The organism is Shewanella atlantica (genome assembly GCF_003966265.1).
Classification (GTDB): Bacteria; Pseudomonadota; Gammaproteobacteria; order Enterobacterales; family Shewanellaceae; genus Shewanella; species Shewanella atlantica.
In genome coordinates, this window is record NZ_RXNV01000005.1 from 65,385 (window position 1) to 83,165 (window position 17,781).

General features: G+C 47.4%; 13 protein-coding genes. 7 read left to right on the plus strand and 6 right to left on the minus strand.

The features are described 5' to 3' along the window. Window positions 1–42: 42 nt before the first annotated feature. The 4 genes from EKG39_RS12870 to EKG39_RS12890 all read right to left on the minus strand — a co-directional run bounded on the left by EKG39_RS12870 (window position 43) and on the right by EKG39_RS12890 (window position 7,193). The gene (locus tag EKG39_RS12870; RefSeq protein WP_126506152.1) at window positions 43–3,306 is read right to left on the minus strand and encodes an ExeM/NucH family extracellular endonuclease; all 3,264 of its coding nucleotides are present in this window, start codon (window positions 3,304–3,306) and stop codon (window positions 43–45) included. Window positions 3,307–3,339: 33 nt separating this feature from the next. Beyond that, on the minus strand, window positions 3,340–4,392 hold the full coding sequence (locus EKG39_RS12875; protein ID WP_126506153.1) for a porin: 1,053 nt from the start codon (window positions 4,390–4,392) through the stop codon (window positions 3,340–3,342). 1,221 nt (window positions 4,393–5,613) lie between these two features. After that, window positions 5,614–6,279 (minus strand): helix-turn-helix transcriptional regulator, encoded by a 666-nt coding sequence (locus EKG39_RS12880; protein WP_126506154.1) that lies wholly within the window; start codon window positions 6,277–6,279, stop codon window positions 5,614–5,616. A 302-nt stretch (window positions 6,280–6,581) separates the two neighbouring features. Next, complete coding sequence (locus EKG39_RS12890) at window positions 6,582–7,193, minus strand: DUF2238 domain-containing protein (RefSeq protein ID WP_126506155.1); 612 nt, start codon at window positions 7,191–7,193, stop codon at window positions 6,582–6,584. A gap of 217 nt (window positions 7,194–7,410) precedes the next feature. Here EKG39_RS12890 and serA point away from each other — a divergent pair, with 217 nt between their 5' ends. The 4 genes from serA to EKG39_RS12910 all read left to right on the plus strand — a co-directional run bounded on the left by serA (window position 7,411) and on the right by EKG39_RS12910 (window position 11,747). Further along, a complete protein-coding gene (gene serA, locus EKG39_RS12895; protein WP_126506156.1) occupies window positions 7,411–8,646 on the plus strand; it encodes a phosphoglycerate dehydrogenase in 1,236 nt (411 codons plus the stop codon). 159 nt (window positions 8,647–8,805) lie between these two features. After that, window positions 8,806–9,771: a tRNA-modifying protein YgfZ gene (ygfZ, locus tag EKG39_RS12900; RefSeq protein ID WP_126506157.1), complete on the plus strand. Its 966-nt coding sequence runs from the start codon at window positions 8,806–8,808 to the stop codon at window positions 9,769–9,771. Between the two features lie 174 nt (window positions 9,772–9,945). Next, window positions 9,946–10,305 carry a TraR/DksA family transcriptional regulator gene (locus EKG39_RS12905; RefSeq protein WP_126506158.1) on the plus strand — a complete coding sequence of 120 codons (360 nt, stop codon included), beginning with the start codon at window positions 9,946–9,948 and terminating at the stop codon, window positions 10,303–10,305. Between the two features lie 197 nt (window positions 10,306–10,502). Then, on the plus strand, window positions 10,503–11,747 hold the full coding sequence (locus EKG39_RS12910) for a cation:proton antiporter (protein ID WP_126506159.1): 1,245 nt from the start codon (window positions 10,503–10,505) through the stop codon (window positions 11,745–11,747). Window positions 11,748–11,782: 35 nt separating this feature from the next. Here the strand turns inward: EKG39_RS12910 and EKG39_RS12915 are convergent, their stop codons facing one another. Beyond that, entirely contained in the window at window positions 11,783–12,349 is a 567-nt protein-coding gene (locus EKG39_RS12915; protein WP_126506160.1) for a TlpA family protein disulfide reductase, read from the minus strand. Between the two features lie 108 nt (window positions 12,350–12,457). Further along, window positions 12,458–12,868, minus strand: coding sequence for a hypothetical protein (locus tag EKG39_RS12920; RefSeq protein ID WP_126506161.1), 411 nt, complete (start codon window positions 12,866–12,868; stop codon window positions 12,458–12,460). A 409-nt stretch (window positions 12,869–13,277) separates the two neighbouring features. Here EKG39_RS12920 and EKG39_RS12925 point away from each other — a divergent pair, with 409 nt between their 5' ends. The 3 genes from EKG39_RS12925 to EKG39_RS12935 are packed head-to-tail and all read left to right on the plus strand — an operon-like array spanning window position 13,278 to window position 17,603. After that, window positions 13,278–13,946 carry an ABC transporter ATP-binding protein gene (locus EKG39_RS12925; protein ID WP_126506162.1) on the plus strand — a complete coding sequence of 223 codons (669 nt, stop codon included), beginning with the start codon at window positions 13,278–13,280 and terminating at the stop codon, window positions 13,944–13,946. After that, the gene (locus EKG39_RS12930) at window positions 13,939–16,455 is read left to right on the plus strand and encodes an ABC transporter permease (protein WP_126506163.1); all 2,517 of its coding nucleotides are present in this window, start codon (window positions 13,939–13,941) and stop codon (window positions 16,453–16,455) included. The genes EKG39_RS12925 and EKG39_RS12930 overlap by 8 nt, the downstream gene beginning before the upstream one ends. Continuing rightward, window positions 16,452–17,603 (plus strand): lipocalin-like domain-containing protein, encoded by a 1,152-nt coding sequence (locus tag EKG39_RS12935; RefSeq protein WP_126506164.1) that lies wholly within the window; start codon window positions 16,452–16,454, stop codon window positions 17,601–17,603. Before EKG39_RS12930 ends, EKG39_RS12935 begins: the two co-directional genes overlap by 4 nt. Window positions 17,604–17,781: the final 178 nt, after the last annotated feature.

Below are 17,781 nucleotides of genomic sequence, written 5' to 3' on the forward strand. Positions count from 1 at the left end.
CGCACTGCCCGAAAGCAGGCGCTTCATTGTCGAGATCAACGCTTATTTGCGAAGACGACGGCGCATAGCTGCTAGTCCGAACAGGGATAACAAGCTGATAAAGCCGGCGCTACCAGCACTACCATCACCGCCAGTGTGATCGATTTCTTCTTCTACAATGTCAGCAATCAAGGTGTCGCGGTTAGATACCTTCGCCACGAACTTCTGCTGAGATCCTTCTACAAGTTGACCATCACGCTGTAGGCTTACGGTAACGTTGTAGATAGCAGATGGCGCACCAAATACCTCGAAATTCACCATAGCTGTCGTGTCATTAGAAATGACAACATTAGGAAGCACCATTTGAGTCAAATCTAAACGCTGTTCATCATCCTCAGGACTCATACTTACGGTCGCTACATCCCCAACTTGAGCAGAAATACCCGTTGGGATCTGGTAAGGAACCTTGATCAGCTTTCTCAGTTTTGGCAGGTTCAGAGGCACGTTAGCATCCGCATCACCAGGCTTATAGCTAAGGGTTATTAGTGCAGGATCGTGATCCGACGCGCGATAGATGTCTCCTTTGTAGAACTTATGCGTTCCAGTACCGTCGATGTTACCTTTAAAGCGGTTTTGGTAATCATACAAACCAGTCTCTGCAGCATTAACATGCCAGTCAGTGGCATCAATCACGCGATCTTTTAGAGACGGTGAGATCAAGATGTGATCAAGCGAACCGATTTCGTCACTGAACGAGTAACTCCAAGGTGTTTTGCCCTTCTCCTTGAACTTTTCACCGACGATATCGATGTAGCCATAAGTCTTAGTGATGATGGCTGGAGAGCCATCTTCGTTAAACTGAGGCTTAGGTCCAAGGAAAGTGTGGCTAGCGGTAACGATCGTCTTGTTGCGTGGGTTCTCGGTAAGAACCAGCACAGGATCTTCTTTACCATAGGCGTTCAAATCACCAAGGATGATCTTATCCCCAAGAACGTCTTCCATCTCTTCACCTAAGTGCACTGCACCGGCTACGCGGAACTCGGCACAAGACCCTTGGTAGTCCAGATCTGGTGCTGTACGGTTGTTCCAAGTCGTAGCTTCACCAAACTCAACACCTTGCCATTCTTCCCAACAAGTAGAGCCTTTTGACTTAAGGTGATTTACAGCTAGCGTCAAGCGCTTGCCTGTTTGGTTAACGATAAAGGTTACAACCAAGGCGTCACGATGGTAGTTCTGACCGTTCTCTAGAATTTCCTGGTTCTGATCTTTGATCACCTCACCTAAGTCGTTCACAGTGGTAGGTGCTTTCTGCTGAGGCATTGGGATAACGCGAGTGCGCTCAATGCTCATCTTGCTTGGGCGATATATGATACCTGTAGCAATGGCGTCAGAACCAATGGCATCTAGGTTATCCAACATTTGATTGCCGTTGTTGTCAAAACCAACAAACACATAACGGTTTTCAGTGGAGTTAGGGCCATTGTAATCTTGGGCTCGCTCATCCACATACTGGATATTGACCTGGTTCACAATCTCAGCAATAGCACTGTCATCGCCAAAACCGTTGTTTTCAATCTCCATCAGGGCCATTACATCGGCATCCTGAGCACGAATAATTTCTACCAGCTTGGTTCTCTGGTTAATGTATTCATCGTAGCTATCAGCGCCTCGGCTCTGACCAAAGTTGTTGTTGTCGCCACCGAAAGGAGAGTTAAAGAAGTTAAACAGGTTCTGACTAGAAATGCGGATAGCAAAATCATCGTCTGCCACTGTGTCTTTCAGATCTGGCTTATCAGTACGCGGCAAGTTATGAATAAAGTTATCGCTAGTCAACTGGTTGGTTATAGTCAGGCTGTAGTCCTGATCAAACTTATCAGTTCCTGGGATCAACTCAGTTTCATATTGACTGATCACACCTTGCGCATTAACGAGACTATCGTCGATACGGATATAGTTAGTGTGTGGGTCACTGTTAAAACCAGCGTAATACGGCAACTCGGTGCCGTTAGATCTAGGTGAGCTTTCAATCACTAAACGATAATCATTGTTTTGCTCATAAGCCGCTTTAGACTCCGGGCTTCCAGCAACATACAAGTGGTTCGGCTGTAAATTAGGACGCTTATAAGCCGCAACCATGTTGTTACGATTATGACCTTTGCTACTTAACAGGTAGTTGTAGCTGAAGCTGCGAGTAATACGCATATCTTCTTTGGCTTCATCGCTAGGAGTACTAGGATCTAAATCCTCAGGCAGGTTAACCAACATACCTTCGTAGCGCTCTAGGGTCTTATCAAAAGAACCATTATCAGAGCTCAATACCTGAATATCAGTTGGCTCGGTTACGATATTAGTATCAGTAACGTTCCAGCTAAATGCAGTATCGGCTGACAGCTGTGTCTGACCTTCAAACTCAGCCACTTTACTACCGATACAGACCGTTTGACCAACCTTAAGACCACCAGCTGCACTTGAGCTAACGAAGATGCCATCGGAAGTTTCAGGGTCGTTGTCAGAGGCAAAATTGCGAAGATAGAACCCCTCATTAGGGATAGACACCTTGGCTGAAATGATACCTTCTACGGCAACTTTTTCAGCTGATTCGGTTTCACCAGCAGCAACCAGAGGCGAGGTAAAGCCCGAGCCCTGAACTTCGCTAGGAGACATGATTTCATTCTTATCAGTTGGACAAGTGAAGATGTCCATGATGTCTTCAGCATCAGCAGCGGGTAGCTCTGATTTACCTAAATCATCAAATCTCATTGGCAAGATGTTCTGCCACTTCGTCGCGTCGAAGGTGCCTGACTGGGCAGGATTGTTGCCATCCGCGGCTTTCTTACGACGCAAAGTAGTATTGGGAGCCCACTTGCTAGTGTCATTCGCGGCTCCAACACGATCGATAACGGTATCACCATTTTTCAGGAAGAAGCCGTCATCGCTGGTCATAAACAAGTTGTTGTACTTGTTACTGCTGTCATATGTTGAGATAACAACTGTGCCACCTTGAGTCGCAATAGCATCACGAAACTCTTCAGAAGCTCTGCTATTTACAACCACGATAGAAGCACTAGGAGCAAGCGTATAACCACTTAACAGCGGCTTAGCTTCGGCATTTAGCAATTGGTTGTCGTACTTACCACCTGAGCGCTGATATGCAGCAACCTCATCGGTGAAGGTGAAGGCATCAGGGCCTGTATTAGTGATCTCAACCGTGCCCACATTGGCATCGGAACTTTGGGTCATTTCGGTGATCAGCAGGTCTTCAACGCCAGCGAAGGCGCCCATGCTGATGGTGCTGGCAATGGCCAGCGATAAGAAACTTTTCTTCATAGTAAACTCTATAAAAGTTGAATTCAATTCGGACTAAAAGTACATACGCGCGTAAGCGTAGGCAGCTTCAGGTGCTTCGCCTACTCGGCCTTCTAGAGACAGCACGATGTCACGGGCAGGACGATAGTTGAAACCTAAACTGGCCCAACGACGCTCTTTTCCGTACTCAGCGGGTAGCTCAGAGTAGTCGTAGTTAGGACCGATCAGATCCCAGCCCTCGTATTCTTCGTGGTTTACGGAGCTGATTAATTCCCAACGTTCAGTTAGATCATACTTAGCGCTAACAGTCATACCTATGTTGCGGAAGGTCTGATAATCTAGGTGTACGTCACCGCTCTTACGTGTAGACAAGTCTTCATCTTCTAAAAAGCCATTGAAACCAATAGATAATTCTGGCATCAGTTTCAGGCGAACGCCCAAACCTATCTGTTCCTGCTCACCATATTTACTGACGCCGTTAGAGCCGCCGCGAGTTTCTAAGCCAACCACAACAGATAGCAGATCTGACATCCAGCCTACATATCCGTTAATGATGTCACCTTGTAGTGCACCACTCTTGTGCTCACCGTCATATGAGTAGGAAGTACCAAAGATAAGATTTTCAAACTCGGCTTGGTACTTAACTGTGTTCTCTTGGTCGCCCGCTTCACCGGTTTCAACAGACTTGTTGAAAGTGAAGTCACCAAAGTGGTCGTAATCGTCGAATGCAGTATCGGTCAAGCCTAGCTCGATCCACTGCTGATCGGTTAAGCGATAACCTACATACAATTTGTCGATAGCCAGCTCAAACTCACCGTCGCCGCCAAGCCAGTTACGACGTTGGTAGTCTAGCTCTAGACGATAAGTGAACTGTTCACGTTGACCCTCTACGCCCATAGTCGCAAAGCTATCATCTACATAGCCCTTGGTATCGTAGAACTCATCGTGGTTGTAATCTGGATGAGTATCAAAATGCCCACCTACGCCCACTTCGCCATATAAGCGAACGTGGTCACCTTGACTGTCACCATCTAGCATTACAGCACTCACTGAACCAGCACTAAACATAGTGACGATAGCGATTGCAATTGTTGATTTATTTAACATTGCCGTTACTTCCGATTAGTAATTTGTCAGCCTATAATTGAAGGCCAAACTCAAAATTAAAAATGTTTATTAGTAATATCTTAAACTGCTAGCTGCTCAGGTCGGTGGAGAGTTCGATGGCGAAATCGCCGGTAATTTTATTACATATTTCATATATTCAACCCCATTTTTATAATAATCCCGCTAATTTCTATTAACGTGCGTTACTGATTGTTGCAGAGTTTCATGACAAAAAAAAGAAGGGTTAATCACATTTGGCAAGCATAAGCACTTGTTAAAAAACGAAAAACAGAGCAGGACTGACCACGTGAGAGAACAGGCTGCCAGCTCGATAATTTTAGGTAGTACAAATCATGCACTTAAGCAAGAACAGAGATATGTTTTTTCCGTGTGAAATGATGTGATCATCCTGGAGATTTTTTTACGAAAAACTAAATTTAAATCACTAATCTGCTACTACAGGCTGAAAATAGTCTCCCCCCCCTATTAAAAAGCTTTAAAAAGGCTTTTTCAGATATAAAAGTCGGCCGTTGATTGGCATAACAGAGAAAGATTAGGAGCCCTTTCTAGTAACATAGCTCGAACTACCTTATGGGCGAGAGTCTGGTAAGTTTGTGCCCTCAATACAGCCGACACGTGTGTTGATGATTGAGTCTTTCTGAAGACGCCAGGCTAAGAACAGAGTTCAAAATGACTCTGATAGGTTTGTACCCATTGCAGCTCTTCAATACAGCCGAGACGAGTATTGCTGATTGAGTCTTTCAAGAGACGGTTTCCATAAGCACCGTGCTAAAAGCTCCACCTCTTTTCTACGAACACGTTTCTATGAACACTGTTCAAAATGGCTCTGGTAGGTTTGAGCTCAGCGCAGCTCTTCAATACAGCCGACACGCGTGTTGATGATTGAGTCTTTCTGAAGGCGCCAGGCTAAGAACAGAGTTCAAAATGACTCTGGTAGGTTTGTGCCCATCGCAGCTCTTCAATACAGCCGACACGCGTGTTGATGATTGAGTCTTTCTGAAGGCGCCAGGCTAAGAATAGAGTTCAAAATGACTCTGGTAGGTTTGTGCCCATCGAAGCAACTCTACACGCGTGTTGATGATTGAGTCTTTCTGAAGACGCTAGGCTAAGAACAGAGTTCAAAATGACTCTGGTAGGTTTGAGCCCAGCGAAGCAGTTCTACACGAGTATTGCTGATTGAGTCTTTCAAGAGACGCTAGGCTAAGAACAAAGTTCAAAATGACTCTGGTAGGTTTGAGCCCAGCGGAGTAATTCTACACGGTTACGTGATTGAGTCTTTCTGAAGATAGATGAGATATGTGCCTTCACCGTATGCTCACTGATGCAAAGGTTATCGGCGATCTCTTTATTGCGGGCTCCACTGGAGACTAACTGAATAATGGTACGTTCTCTTTTCGTGAGCATCTCCAGCATAGCCACCGTCTCTTGAGAATAGTCGTTGGCACTGTCTAATCGCTTCACAAGGTGACGAAACATCTTGCTGATCAAGGTCCTGTCATACCATAACTCATCGGCGACCATCTTCCTCAAACCCGTTAAGAGCAGATCCATACGCTGATCAGCATAGAGGAGTCCACGGATCCCGAGCAGCAGCGCAGTTTCGGGCTCCAGCTTATCGCGATCGACTTGATATAGAGCGACGGGGACATGAGACACCAGACGAGAAGCCAGTAAAGGGATCCCTTTACTGTCGAGTGCTGCACCTTCTTGTGAAATAAGGTAGAAACTATTACCATCTCTTTCAGGCTCTAGATCAGACACCTGCTTTACGATACGAGTCTTTAACCCGATAGATTCAGCCAGGATGGCTAGATGGCATGGGGCTGCAACCTGATGCAAAAACACTAACCCATCAATTTTACTCATTCACTTCTCTCCCTGAAAAGTTACCTCTGTACTGTGAAGTACGTTTCCCTACCAATCTCTATGGGAACCATTTTGAACAGTTTTAGTAAGTTTGACCAGCCCAACTTGTAACAAAAAAGCAAGAGTGGTTAAACTTTCGTTAATTCACATAAAAAACGCTATGAAGCTCTCTGTGTCAGTTGATTTATTTGTCTGTCGTGAAGGCGTGACAATAATAGAATACTCAAAATAGCGCCCAGTAGCGCCATTCCCATATCTGAATTTCGTATGTACCAGATATAACCACGTCTTCTTGAATATCTCTATAGAGTACTTTTTGTCAGTTGATTGATCTGTCTGTCGTGAAGGCGTGACAATAATAGAATACTCAAAGTAGCGCCCAGTAGCGCCATTCCCATATCAGATTGGGTATCCCATATATAACCCTGAGTACCAAGAAATGCTTCGGCATCTTCACCGGTCAGCAGTGCGACCCACCACTCGATCAGTTCATAGAAAGCCGAGAATGCGAGGGCGAAACAGACTGCTAAGAAGTTGCACCAGTGACCCGGTTTCACCACCGCCCTTCTGATAAATATCTCTCTGGCTAATATAACCGGAACAAAACCTTGAGCTAAGTGGCCTACTTTATCGTAATTATTTCTATCGCCATCAACAAGTTGTGATATTAAATCAAAAAGTGGAACCTCAGCATAGGTATAATGACCGCCTACCATCAGGATGACACAATGGATCAATATAAGCAGGTAAGCCAAAGGGCTCATCGGGAAGCGATTGCGGGTTAAAAAAAGCACAGGTAGAGCGATTAACGCCGGTAAGACCTCAAGGAACCAGGTGAACTGATCCTTCGGCCCTATAGCCGACCAGATCAGTACAGAGAAAAAAACGATTAGCCAAATAACGCGTTTATTCAAAATTGGAACCTCTTAGTACAAATTAATCATATTGTTTCACCATCAGAATAATGACTTTAGCCATCTAGCCCTCCACACTGAACAAAAAAAGTGCTATTTTGGTTGAGCATTGACAGATCATAGCCAAACTCCACCATTATGCAGGGTTCTGCAAGTGGACGTTGTTTGGTGAAAAACAAATAATATAATACCAATAACCGAAGAGGGTACCTAAATCATGGCGAAACATTCGCTGGACAAGGATAAGATCAAGATCCTGCTGTTGGAAGGCGTCCACCAATCTGCGGTAGATGTATTCGAACGTGCGGGCTATACCAACATTGAATACCACAAGGCATCCCTCGGGGAGGAGGCACTCATAGCCTCCATAAAGGATGCACACTTTGTCGGTCTTCGTTCCCGTACACAGCTTACGGAAGCGGTATTGAGTCAGGCAGACAAATTGGTCGGTATTGGTTGTTTCTGCATAGGCACCAATCAGGTAAACCTTAAGGTTGCAGAGAAGTTGGGCATACCAGTATTTAATGCACCGTTTTCTAACACCCGAAGTGTTGCAGAGTTGGTATTGGGCGAGATAATCATGCTCCTTCGTGGCATCCCTCAGCGTAATGCCATGGCACACAGAGGTGGATGGTTAAAGAGTGCCAGTGGTAGCTTCGAAGCACGTGGAAAAACCTTAGGCGTTATTGGCTACGGTCATATTGGTACCCAGCTTGGTATTTTGGCTGAAACCTTAGGCATGAGAGTGATCTTCTTCGATATCGAAGATAAATTGCCACTCGGTAATGCCCAACAGATCCACTCAATGCAGGAGTTGATTACTCTTGCTGACGTGGTTAGTTTGCATGTGCCTGAGACGCCACAAACGAAAAATATGATCGGCGAAGCCGAACTTGCCTGCATGAAGAGGGGCAGTATCTTGATCAATGCCTCTCGCGGAACCGTTGTCGATATAGAGGCTCTGGCATCTGTACTTGAAGCAGACAAGATTGCCGGTGCGGCAATCGATGTGTTCCCTGTCGAGCCGAAATCCAATAATGATGAGTTTATCAGCCCACTTCGCGGCTTAGACAATGTCATCTTGACGCCGCACGTCGGCGGGAGCACACAGGAAGCTCAGGAAAATATCGGCATCGAAGTGGCCGGGAAGCTGGCAAAATACTCAGATAATGGCTCGACCATGACTGCGGTTAACTTCCCCGAGGTATCACTGGCACAACATAGAGATACCTCCCGTCTGCTGCATATTCACCATAACCAACCAGGTGTGTTAATTCAGATTAACCAAGCCTTTGCAGAGAAAGGGATCAACATCGCAGCCCAGTACCTGCAGACGACTAACGAAATCGGTTATGTTGTGATGGAAGTTGACTCAGACCAAGCCGAGGAAGCTCTGGAGCAGATGAAGACCATCGATGGCACTATCCGTACTCGCTTGCTTCATTCGCACTAAGGGCTCCCTCACCAAGGGCTCCCCCAAAGCAGAGCTTTGGGTTTAATAAGACTGATATGGCGCGCTCAATTGAAAAATTGTGCGCGCCATTTATTTCCGTAGCCTCCTTTAGACGTTACAATCACCCTCTCTCAATGCCTAACATTCCAGGAAAATGATATGACGACTTCAGTTTCTCAGCTCGATTGGAACTTGAATGATCCGCTTCCATCGCTTATTTTTTCAGATCTGACTCACCTTGGTCTCATGAGCATTACCGGTGAGCAAGGCCGTAGCTTCATTCACGGGCAGGTAACAACAGATATCACGTCACTCGAAAAAGAGCAGTGGCGTTGGGGTGCTCATTGCGATCCTAAAGGCAAGATGTGGGCCAGCTTCAGAACGTTTGCTATCGAAGATACGCTCTTCATGATGATGCCCTCAGATACACTCGAGATTGACCTACCTCAGCTGGCTAAATATGCTGTATTCAGCAAGGCTGAGCTAACGAATGTCAGCGATGACTGGTTGATTCTTGGCGTCGCCGGCGAGCAGGCGCAAGAGTGGGTAAATAGCTACTTCGGTGAAATAGACAAGGCAGTGACTGAGATCCCAGGTGGCACCTTGCTGAAAGACGGCTCACGCTTCATCATCGTCATCGAGAAGACGCCATCTCAGGCACTACTCGGTTCGCTAAATGCCCCTATCTATGGCAACAAAGTCTGGCAGGCACTCGAGATCCAGTCGGGTTACCCTAACCTTGCCGCCGCCCATCAGGGACAGTTTGTACCTCAGATGTGTAACCTGCAGGCCATCGGTGGGATCAGTTTCGAAAAAGGCTGTTACATGGGCCAGGAAACCGTAGCCAGAATGAAGTACCGTGGCGGCAATAAACGCGCCCTCTATATCTTATCGGGCAACGCCTCTGACACTGTGGCTTTGGAGAGTAAATTAGAGCTGGCACTGGAAGATGGGTTCAAGACCACAGGTACTATCATAGAAGTGGTACAATCGGGCGAACAGGTACTGCTCACGGCAGTACTTCCAAACGATACCGAGAACTCGGCAAAGCTTAGACTTGCTGGCGATGAGAGCTCTTCACTAACCATTCAGCCTCTGCCCTATTCTCTTGAAGAAGAGGCGTAAGCTGTAGCGAGTTACAAGTTACGAGTTAATGAGTAAATGATAGGCGCACTAAATCATACTTAGTGCGCTTTTTTTATCCCGACTTAACAGCTCTTCTTAGCGTTCGATAACTTTACTTCCTTGATATGGCAGGCTAACTTAGTCATTCACGCATCCATGATGGACCGATACGATTTGAAGCAAACTGAGCTAACTCCCCCACAAAAACAACAGTTACGGACCCGACTCGAAAACCAGCTTACCGAACTTGAGCAGCAGGTCTGCGCAATTCACATTCGTGGCGTACCGGTACAACTGGATCAACAAGCCGTCGGGCGGGTGTCACGCATCGATGCCATACAGCAGCAACAGATGGCCCAAGCCAATGAGGCTCAGACGAGTCGGCAACTCCAGCGTATCAGGCAAATCCTTCTCGACCCCGATGAATATGGTTTTTGCCATGAATGTGGAGAGAGTATCGGCATAGGCAGACTCACTATTCATCCCACAGCAGAGCTCTGTATTCAATGCCAGGGGGAGCTGGAAAATCTTTAAGAGGTAAAACTTTCATCTCCAATAACCCTGTTCTGACCAAGGATTACCTGCCCTTTAACTCCTCCCATGACAAAGAGGTTTATTGTTCTCTTATGAGATTATTTTTCTTAATCATCAAGTAACTAGCTCCAAATATTAGACTTTATTCAGACCCACAACTATTCTCATATTAGTCAAGCAGAGAATCGGTTCTACAGATGCGCTTCCTTTATTTAGTTCTTGTCTTGTTGGTGACGACTCGAATATTTGCCGTGATCGCCAAACGCCTAAAGCTACCGCCCATCGTTGGTGAATTGGTGTCAGGGATAGCGCTTGGTTATTTTCTTTACCACTTTCAAGACGTGTTTCCACTGCTATGGGAGGTAACCCAAGGAGAAGCATTTGAGGCCCTTGCCGATCTCGGCATGTTTTTTCTGATGCTATTAGCGGGTGTACGCATGAGTCCGCTGGACTTTAAGAAGACCTCCAGCTCGGCGCCTGCTGTAGCCTTTGGGGGCATGCTGGTGCCCATCATCTCCGGTACATTAATAGGCTTGATGTTCTTCCCTGAATCCCCCTTTAAGATGGTTCAGAGCTGGTTTTTAGGCACAGCCTTGGCGATCACAGCAGTACCGGTAACGATTCGTATGCTGATGGAGTTTAACAAACTGGATACGGCTGAGGGTAAAACCATTGTCGCGGCAGCACTTTGGGACGATCTGTTAAGCCTGTTTATTCTGGCACTCCTGCTAGCCACCATTAACAATGGCGGCACTCTATCTTTTACTCCGGCTCTGTGGCTGCCATTGCTGGGCAAAGTGCTCCTCTTCTTCGCTATCACCATACCAGTCGGACACTACCTGTTCCCACTTATCGGTAGTCATCTCAAGGCCACAGAAATTCCTGACATCGATTTCAGTATGCTGTTGATCGCCGCACTGGCATATGCGGTACTCGCAGAGATGCTGGATCTACACTTTATTATCGGCGCGTTTGTCGCGGGCATGTTTTTCCACCCGGCAGTTGTGGAACAAAAAGTTTATGATCGTGTAGATAAGCAAACCTCCGGTATTACGTCCGGTTTCCTTGCGCCAATTTTTTTCGTGTCGATAGGCTTTCATCTGGACCTGACAGCACTGGCATCGATACCAGGCTTCGTTACCCTGCTCATCATAGTTGCCTTGCTAAGTAAGTTAGTCGGAGCCGGAGTATGTGCACGTGCCACCGGCCATGATACTCAAGAGTCACTGCGCATAGGAGTGGCAATGAGTGGCCGTGGTGCGGTCGAGATAGTATTGGCCGGCGTCGCCTTACGAGCCGGATTATTCAACCACCCAGACCCTACGCCATCGATTATCACCGGACTATTTTCCGCTATCGTCATCATGGCGATAGTGACCAGTATCGTGACTCCGCTGATATTAGCCTTTCTGATCCGCTATCAGGAGAGGAGTGAAGCATAACGGGCTGTGCTTTCACCTCAACCGAAGGATAAAGCCTATAAGCTGCTGGATTCCTGGTTCACCTTATTCAGCAGTTGCTTCATTTCATCACTTTCCCAGTCATATTCTCCCACAACTCGGGCGGCGATATATCCCTTCTGATCTATGATGTAGCTTATGGGGACAGCAAATACCCCCCAGTCATCACTGGCAGCTTTATCTTCATCGGCCAACATAGGAATATCGAAACCGGAAGTCTGCTGGAAGGCTTTTACATCATGCAGCGATTCTCCAACGGCAACAGCCACGACCTGAAGTCCATCTCCTTTAAACTCCTTGTGAAGACCGGATAAGGATGGCATCTCTTTAATACAGGGTCCGCACCAACTGGACCAAAAATTAACGATACGCACCTCCCCCTCATGACTATTCAGAGAGTAGGTTTCCCCCTGAAGATCATTGAGATGCAGCTTAGGCGCCATCTGTCTGGACTTGGGCTCATAGAGCTTTATCTTCTTTGTCGATGCCACTGCATGACCGGCATGTCCCATAGACATCATCATAAATGCTGCGGAAGCGATAAAAGGCCTGTTTTTGATAAACTTTTTAATACGTCGTCTCATAAACACACCTTATTCAGCCAACGCCAACATCGAGAATATTAACAAATCTACACACGCCGACCTCATCTTCAGAGTGGAGGCGGGTAGCTAATTTACCTGGGTCTAATTTTACCCGTCGGCGTTATGCATCGATTCCCATTCCCTAATGGCCTCATCAACCATAGCAGGAGACCAAATGACCTTACCATCGATCAGCAGCTCATCGACCAAAATGACTCTCAACTTGTTATTGACGTTGCCCTTCACCGTCGCCATCTGCAGGGCATAGCGAGCGGCTGTAATGCGGGGGACATTAGATAAGAAGTAATAGCTTCCATCTCGTTGTTGCAGTACAAATGCAGATTCTAATTGAAGGTGGGGGTCCAACTTGCTGAGCGGACAGGTATGTCCTGAATGTGCACATGTATGACCATTTATCTTTCCAGTAACAGTATCCATTTTTGCCATAGCAACTGCTGAAGCCGACGACAATGCTATGGCCAGCAAGCCTGTCATAAGCCCTTTAGTAATCGTGAACATAATATTTACCTCTGATTAAAAGAACCCGACTAAACAAGCAACTTAAACAGGCTCCCATACTTAAATGTAGCAGTGTAAATGATAATCAACCACATTTAGAGCTAAGACTATTCACCGCCAAACAGGCATATTAGCAATTGGATTATTAGCCTTTTATTGATTGACTGCTTCTATCTTTAAAGAATACTCAGCGACTCAATGACATATTACTTCGCCTAGCTTTTGAGACGATTTTCTGTGGTTAAAATAAGAGGAACCTGCCCCTTTAATTACAAGCCGAGAATGACACATCAAGGATTAACTTCCTCTCTCATAATAAATGATCCAAACTGTAAATAAATCAGTATAGATAGGACCTATAATCAAAAACTGAGTTATGCTAAACCAGCCTTAGTACAAGGGAATAAGAATGACCGAACAGATTGTTCAGCTCAAAAGGATCACTAAAGAGTTTATCGATGGCGGACAAAGTCATCGGGTGCTCGACGACTTGGACCTGGCGCTACATAGGGGAGAGACAGTCGCCCTAACGGGAGCCAGCGGCAGCGGCAAGAGCACCCTGCTCAACCTGATCGCAGGTTTCGAATATCCCAACTCGGGTGAGCTGTTCCTGCTTGGTGACAATACGACGACATGGAAAGACCATCGCTGGAGTCAGTTTCGTTACCAACAACTAGGGGTCGTATTCCAGCAATTCAACCTGCTGACGCCACTTAACGTTAAAGATAACATCGCCTTTCCCTTAAGGATGAACCGCAAACCCTGGAGTTCTTGGTGCGATACCCTCGTCGAGAGCATGGGGTTAAGCCCCCTGCTCAATCGCCACGTCGATGCCCTCTCTGGTGGACAACAGCAACGGGTTGCCATTGCCAGAGCTCTGGCCCACCAGCCCGCCCTACTGCTTGCCGATGAACCGACGGGGAATCTGGATCAAAGCGCCAGCTTAGAGGTCATGTCACTGTTAAAAACTTTAGCGGCCGAGCATCAGACCACAGTGCTTATGGTCACCCACTCTCTCGAGTCTGCAGGTTTCATGGACAGGCGCTGGCACCTGGAGCAAGGGCGTATCCATGAGTAGGCAACTACTATTGAGTTGCAGGCTGTGTTTATCTACTTTTGGGGCTCACTATCGTCAGTCCCCGCTACAGGCTGGTTCCATATTAATCGGCATTGTTCTCGCGGTTACGCTTCTCACTGGTGTTCGCGCCACCAATGAAAGTGCAATCGCCAGTTATGGCGATGTCACAGAGCTCCTGAGTCAACAGGCTCATTACTCCATCGTTCCTAGCGTTGGCAGTAAACGGCTCGATGAATCTCTCTATTTTGATCTGCGAACTCAGGGGCTCAATAATGCCCTTGCCGTCGTTCAGGGGATATTGACCGATCAGAATAATCGCCGCTGGCAGGTCCAAGGCAGCGATCTGATTGCGGCGCTGACGGCACTATCAACTAATGGTAACGCCAATAACACTGAGTCGACTCACACTGAAGCCAACCATCGACCTTCACTGTTGAAAAACGATATTCCACTTGCAGCCCTGATAAGCGGCGCCCCCATAGTGCTGATGAGTCAGAGCCAGGCTAAGCAATTCACCACTGGCAAGAGTTTTACGCTCAACGACGTGAAACTTGAGATCATTGGCGTCGACGATTCGATGAATTTGGGCAACCGCCTGCTGATGGATATCTCTCTGGCTCAAACGCTATTAGGCCGCCAGGGAAAGCTGAATTACATTGCACTGTTTGGTGATATATCCAAACAGAGAGCGTTGATAGAAACAATCATTGAAGACAGAGGGGAGTTGAACGAACGCGATGGAGGAGAAAGCATGACGGCCCTGACCGACAGCTTTCATCTTAACCTCAGTGCCATGAGTCTGTTAGCCTTTGTGGTTGGCCTGTTTATCGCCTATAACGGTGTACGTTACAGCCTGTTAAAAAGACAGAGACTGCTTACTCAGCTGCAGCAACAGGGCGTCGCCAAGACGCCGCTGATGCTGGCTCTCTGTTTCGAGCTGCTGCTACTGGTGATAGTGGGCTCGGTAGTGGGATTTATCTTGGGGCTACAGCTTAGCCACTGGTTACAACCTATGGTATCTGTCACCCTGGAGCAGCTATATGGCGCCAACATCTTACCGGGCAGGTGGCAATGGATCTGGCTACTGCAAGCTATGGTATTGACCTTTATCGCCGCTCTGCTCGCCTGTGCTTCATTACTTTTCGAGCTCATCAGGCAACCCTTGGGACGTAACAGCAACTCGCTCAGCCAGGTAAGAAGCGCCGAAAAGACGCGGAAGGTCCAGATCATCGCCGCACTCTTATTCGCTGTTTTTGCGGCGATATTTATGCCACTTAGCCAGAATTATCAATTGACCATGTCCCTGCTGGGCCTGGTGATTATCGCTATCCCTCTGGCGCTACCTTGGTGTTTATCAAGGCTGATCACTGGGCTTAACCTGATAGCCCCCAAGGGGCTTGTCGGCTATCAGATTGCCGAAACAAAAGAGCTACTTCCGCCGCTTTCCCTCGCCATGATGGCCATGTTGCTGGCCTTAACGGCCAACATTTCAATGAACACCTTAGTGGGTAGTTTCGAACTCACCCTCAAAAATTGGCTCGATGCCAGACTCCACGCCGAACTCTACCTACGTCCCGGCGATACACAGATGCAAGAGGTGGTCGCCAAGCTTGAAAACAATCCCAAAATCGACGCAGTCTACAAGCAATGGAACCTGATGAGTGAGGTATCAGACCATCCCACCTTCCTGCTGACCCGTGATCCGGTATCGATAAAAGCCACCACAGTGCTAAAAAGCACAATCGATGGTCTATGGCCGGAGTTTTTTGCCGGTAAACACCTGCTGATGAGCGAGCCTCTGGCACTCAAACTTGGGCTGGAATTAGGGGATTTAGTCACCATTAAAGCACTGAATAATGCCAGCTTAACTCTGGGAGGAGTCTATTTCGATTACGGCAACCCCTATGGCGAGATAATCCTGCCTCCACAGGTATGGCAAAGTTCAGATTTTAGCGACATTCCTACAAGCCTTGGGTTAGCGACCAGTGAAAATATCGATACGTTGAAACTCGAGCTACAGCAAAAGTTCTCCCTCAGTGATAGCCAGATCTACAGTCAAACGGGAATTAAACGGCAGGCGATCGCCATGTTCAAGCGCACCTTCTCCATCACTCAGGTGCTCAACACCCTCACCTTACTCGTTGCCGCCGTAGGCCTGTTCAGTGCCTGCTTCTTACTTACCCAGGCGCGCATGGCTCCAATGGCGAGACTGTACTGCCTGGGGGTGTCCAGACGCCAATTAGGTTTTATGGTCTTCAGCCAGATGTGGCTCATCGTGCTGCTAACTTGTCTGGTTGCCTTACCAACAGGAGCGATACTCGGTTATCTGCTTATTCATAAGGTCACTCTGCAGGCATTTGGTTGGACTATCCATATGGTGTGGGATTGGCATGCCTATGGCCAGGTGGTACTGCTGGCGCTATTGGCTACAACCATTGCCATCACCCTTCCACTCCTTAAGCTGATCCGTAAACCTCTGATCTCGAGCCTGCAGAGTGACCTCTTATGAAATATCTACATAAACGATCGATATTAACCATCTCGGCGATCCTCAGCTTGGCTCTTTTGCTGACGGCATGCTCAGAGTCAAAATTACCAGACAGAGAAGGGATCGATGCGGGGTCGATGGGAAAGCTGCTGGGCAACAAGAGTGGAGGGTTTACCCCTGTACTACCGGGCAAAAATATTACTTTCCCCGCCGATCATCAGGCCCACGAGGGATTCCGGCAGGAGTGGTGGTATCTGACCGCAAACCTGACCACAGAACAAGGGAACTCATTGGGACTGCAATGGACTCAATTCAGAATCGCGCTCAGTCCTGCCGATAATAGTTCAAAACAACGAGATGAGAACAGGGACTGGGCTACAGATCAGCTCTATATGGCTCATAGTGCCGTCACCACCGAATCAAGCCATCTCGCCAGTGAGCGCTGGTCCAGATCCCACCCGCAACTTGCAGGGGTGAATACCGCTCCCTTTAGCGTAAAGCTCGATAACTGGAAATGGCAGTCTCAGGGAGAAGCGCTCTTTCCTGCCAGTCTGACAGTAAGTGATAATCGCTTTGCTTATCAGCTCAATCTGTCCAGCGACTCCCCCTATCAGCTTCAGGGCGAAAAAGGTTTTAGTATCAAGAGCCTTGATGGTTCGGTGGCATCTTACTACTACAGCCAGCCGTTTATTGAGGTTGAAGGTTGGGTCACTCCCGAAAAGAGCCCTGATAACGGGGGAGTGAGTGAGAGGCAAAAAGTCAGTGGCAAGGCGTGGCTGGACAGGGAGTGGAGTTCACAGTTTCTCAATCGCTCTCAACAAGGTTGGGACTGGTTCTCCCTCAGACTAAACGATGGCTCGGCGTTAATGCTATTCCAACTCAGAGGTGAACAAAACTTTTATAGTGCCAGACGTATGTTCGCCGACGGAAGTGGCCATAATGTTGAGTCCGGGATGATACAGATGAGCGCCATCGACTGGCATCAGATTGGCGATAACCGTTACCCCGTTAGCTGGAAGATAGCGATCCCGTCCGAGCAGATTGAGATCACCACTCACTCGTTAAATCCCAATGCGAATATGGCCCTCAGCGTCAACTACTGGGAGGGACCCATTAACATTCAGGGTAGCCACAGTGGTGAGGGTTACATGGAGCTCACCGGCTATTAATCCCATGATTAAAATAGTGCCAGGCTGAAGGTAAAGATAGAAGATTCATCTTTATCGACTTCAAACTTATACCACAGTAGAGGTAGCGTGCCCAACACTCAAGTGAGAATCGTTATCAATACGTTTTATTCTTCCCTGCCAATGAGTTAATAGTCGTTACTGGTTATATATCCCAGCC

Excerpts from the sequence above, each read along its gene's own strand:
- EKG39_RS12870 (WP_126506152.1), bottom strand. The coding sequence starts at position 3,306 with ATGAAGAAAAGTTTCTTATCGCTGGCCATTGCCAGCACCATCAGCATG.
- EKG39_RS12880 (WP_126506154.1), bottom strand. The coding sequence starts at position 6,279 with ATGAGTAAAATTGATGGGTTAGTGTTTTTGCATCAGGTTGCAGCCCCA.
- EKG39_RS12925 (WP_126506162.1), top strand. The coding sequence starts at position 13,278 with ATGACCGAACAGATTGTTCAGCTCAAAAGGATCACTAAAGAGTTTATC.
- EKG39_RS12915 (WP_126506160.1), bottom strand. The coding sequence starts at position 12,349 with ATGAGACGACGTATTAAAAAGTTTATCAAAAACAGGCCTTTTATCGCT.
- serA (WP_126506156.1), top strand. The coding sequence starts at position 7,411 with ATGGCGAAACATTCGCTGGACAAGGATAAGATCAAGATCCTGCTGTTG.
- EKG39_RS12935 (WP_126506164.1), top strand. The coding sequence starts at position 16,452 with ATGAAATATCTACATAAACGATCGATATTAACCATCTCGGCGATCCTC.
- EKG39_RS12875 (WP_126506153.1), bottom strand. The coding sequence starts at position 4,392 with ATGTTAAATAAATCAACAATTGCAATCGCTATCGTCACTATGTTTAGT.
- EKG39_RS12910 (WP_126506159.1), top strand. The coding sequence starts at position 10,503 with ATGCGCTTCCTTTATTTAGTTCTTGTCTTGTTGGTGACGACTCGAATA.
- EKG39_RS12930 (WP_126506163.1), top strand. The coding sequence starts at position 13,939 with ATGAGTAGGCAACTACTATTGAGTTGCAGGCTGTGTTTATCTACTTTT.
- EKG39_RS12920 (WP_126506161.1), bottom strand. The coding sequence starts at position 12,868 with ATGTTCACGATTACTAAAGGGCTTATGACAGGCTTGCTGGCCATAGCA.
- ygfZ (WP_126506157.1), top strand. The coding sequence starts at position 8,806 with ATGACGACTTCAGTTTCTCAGCTCGATTGGAACTTGAATGATCCGCTT.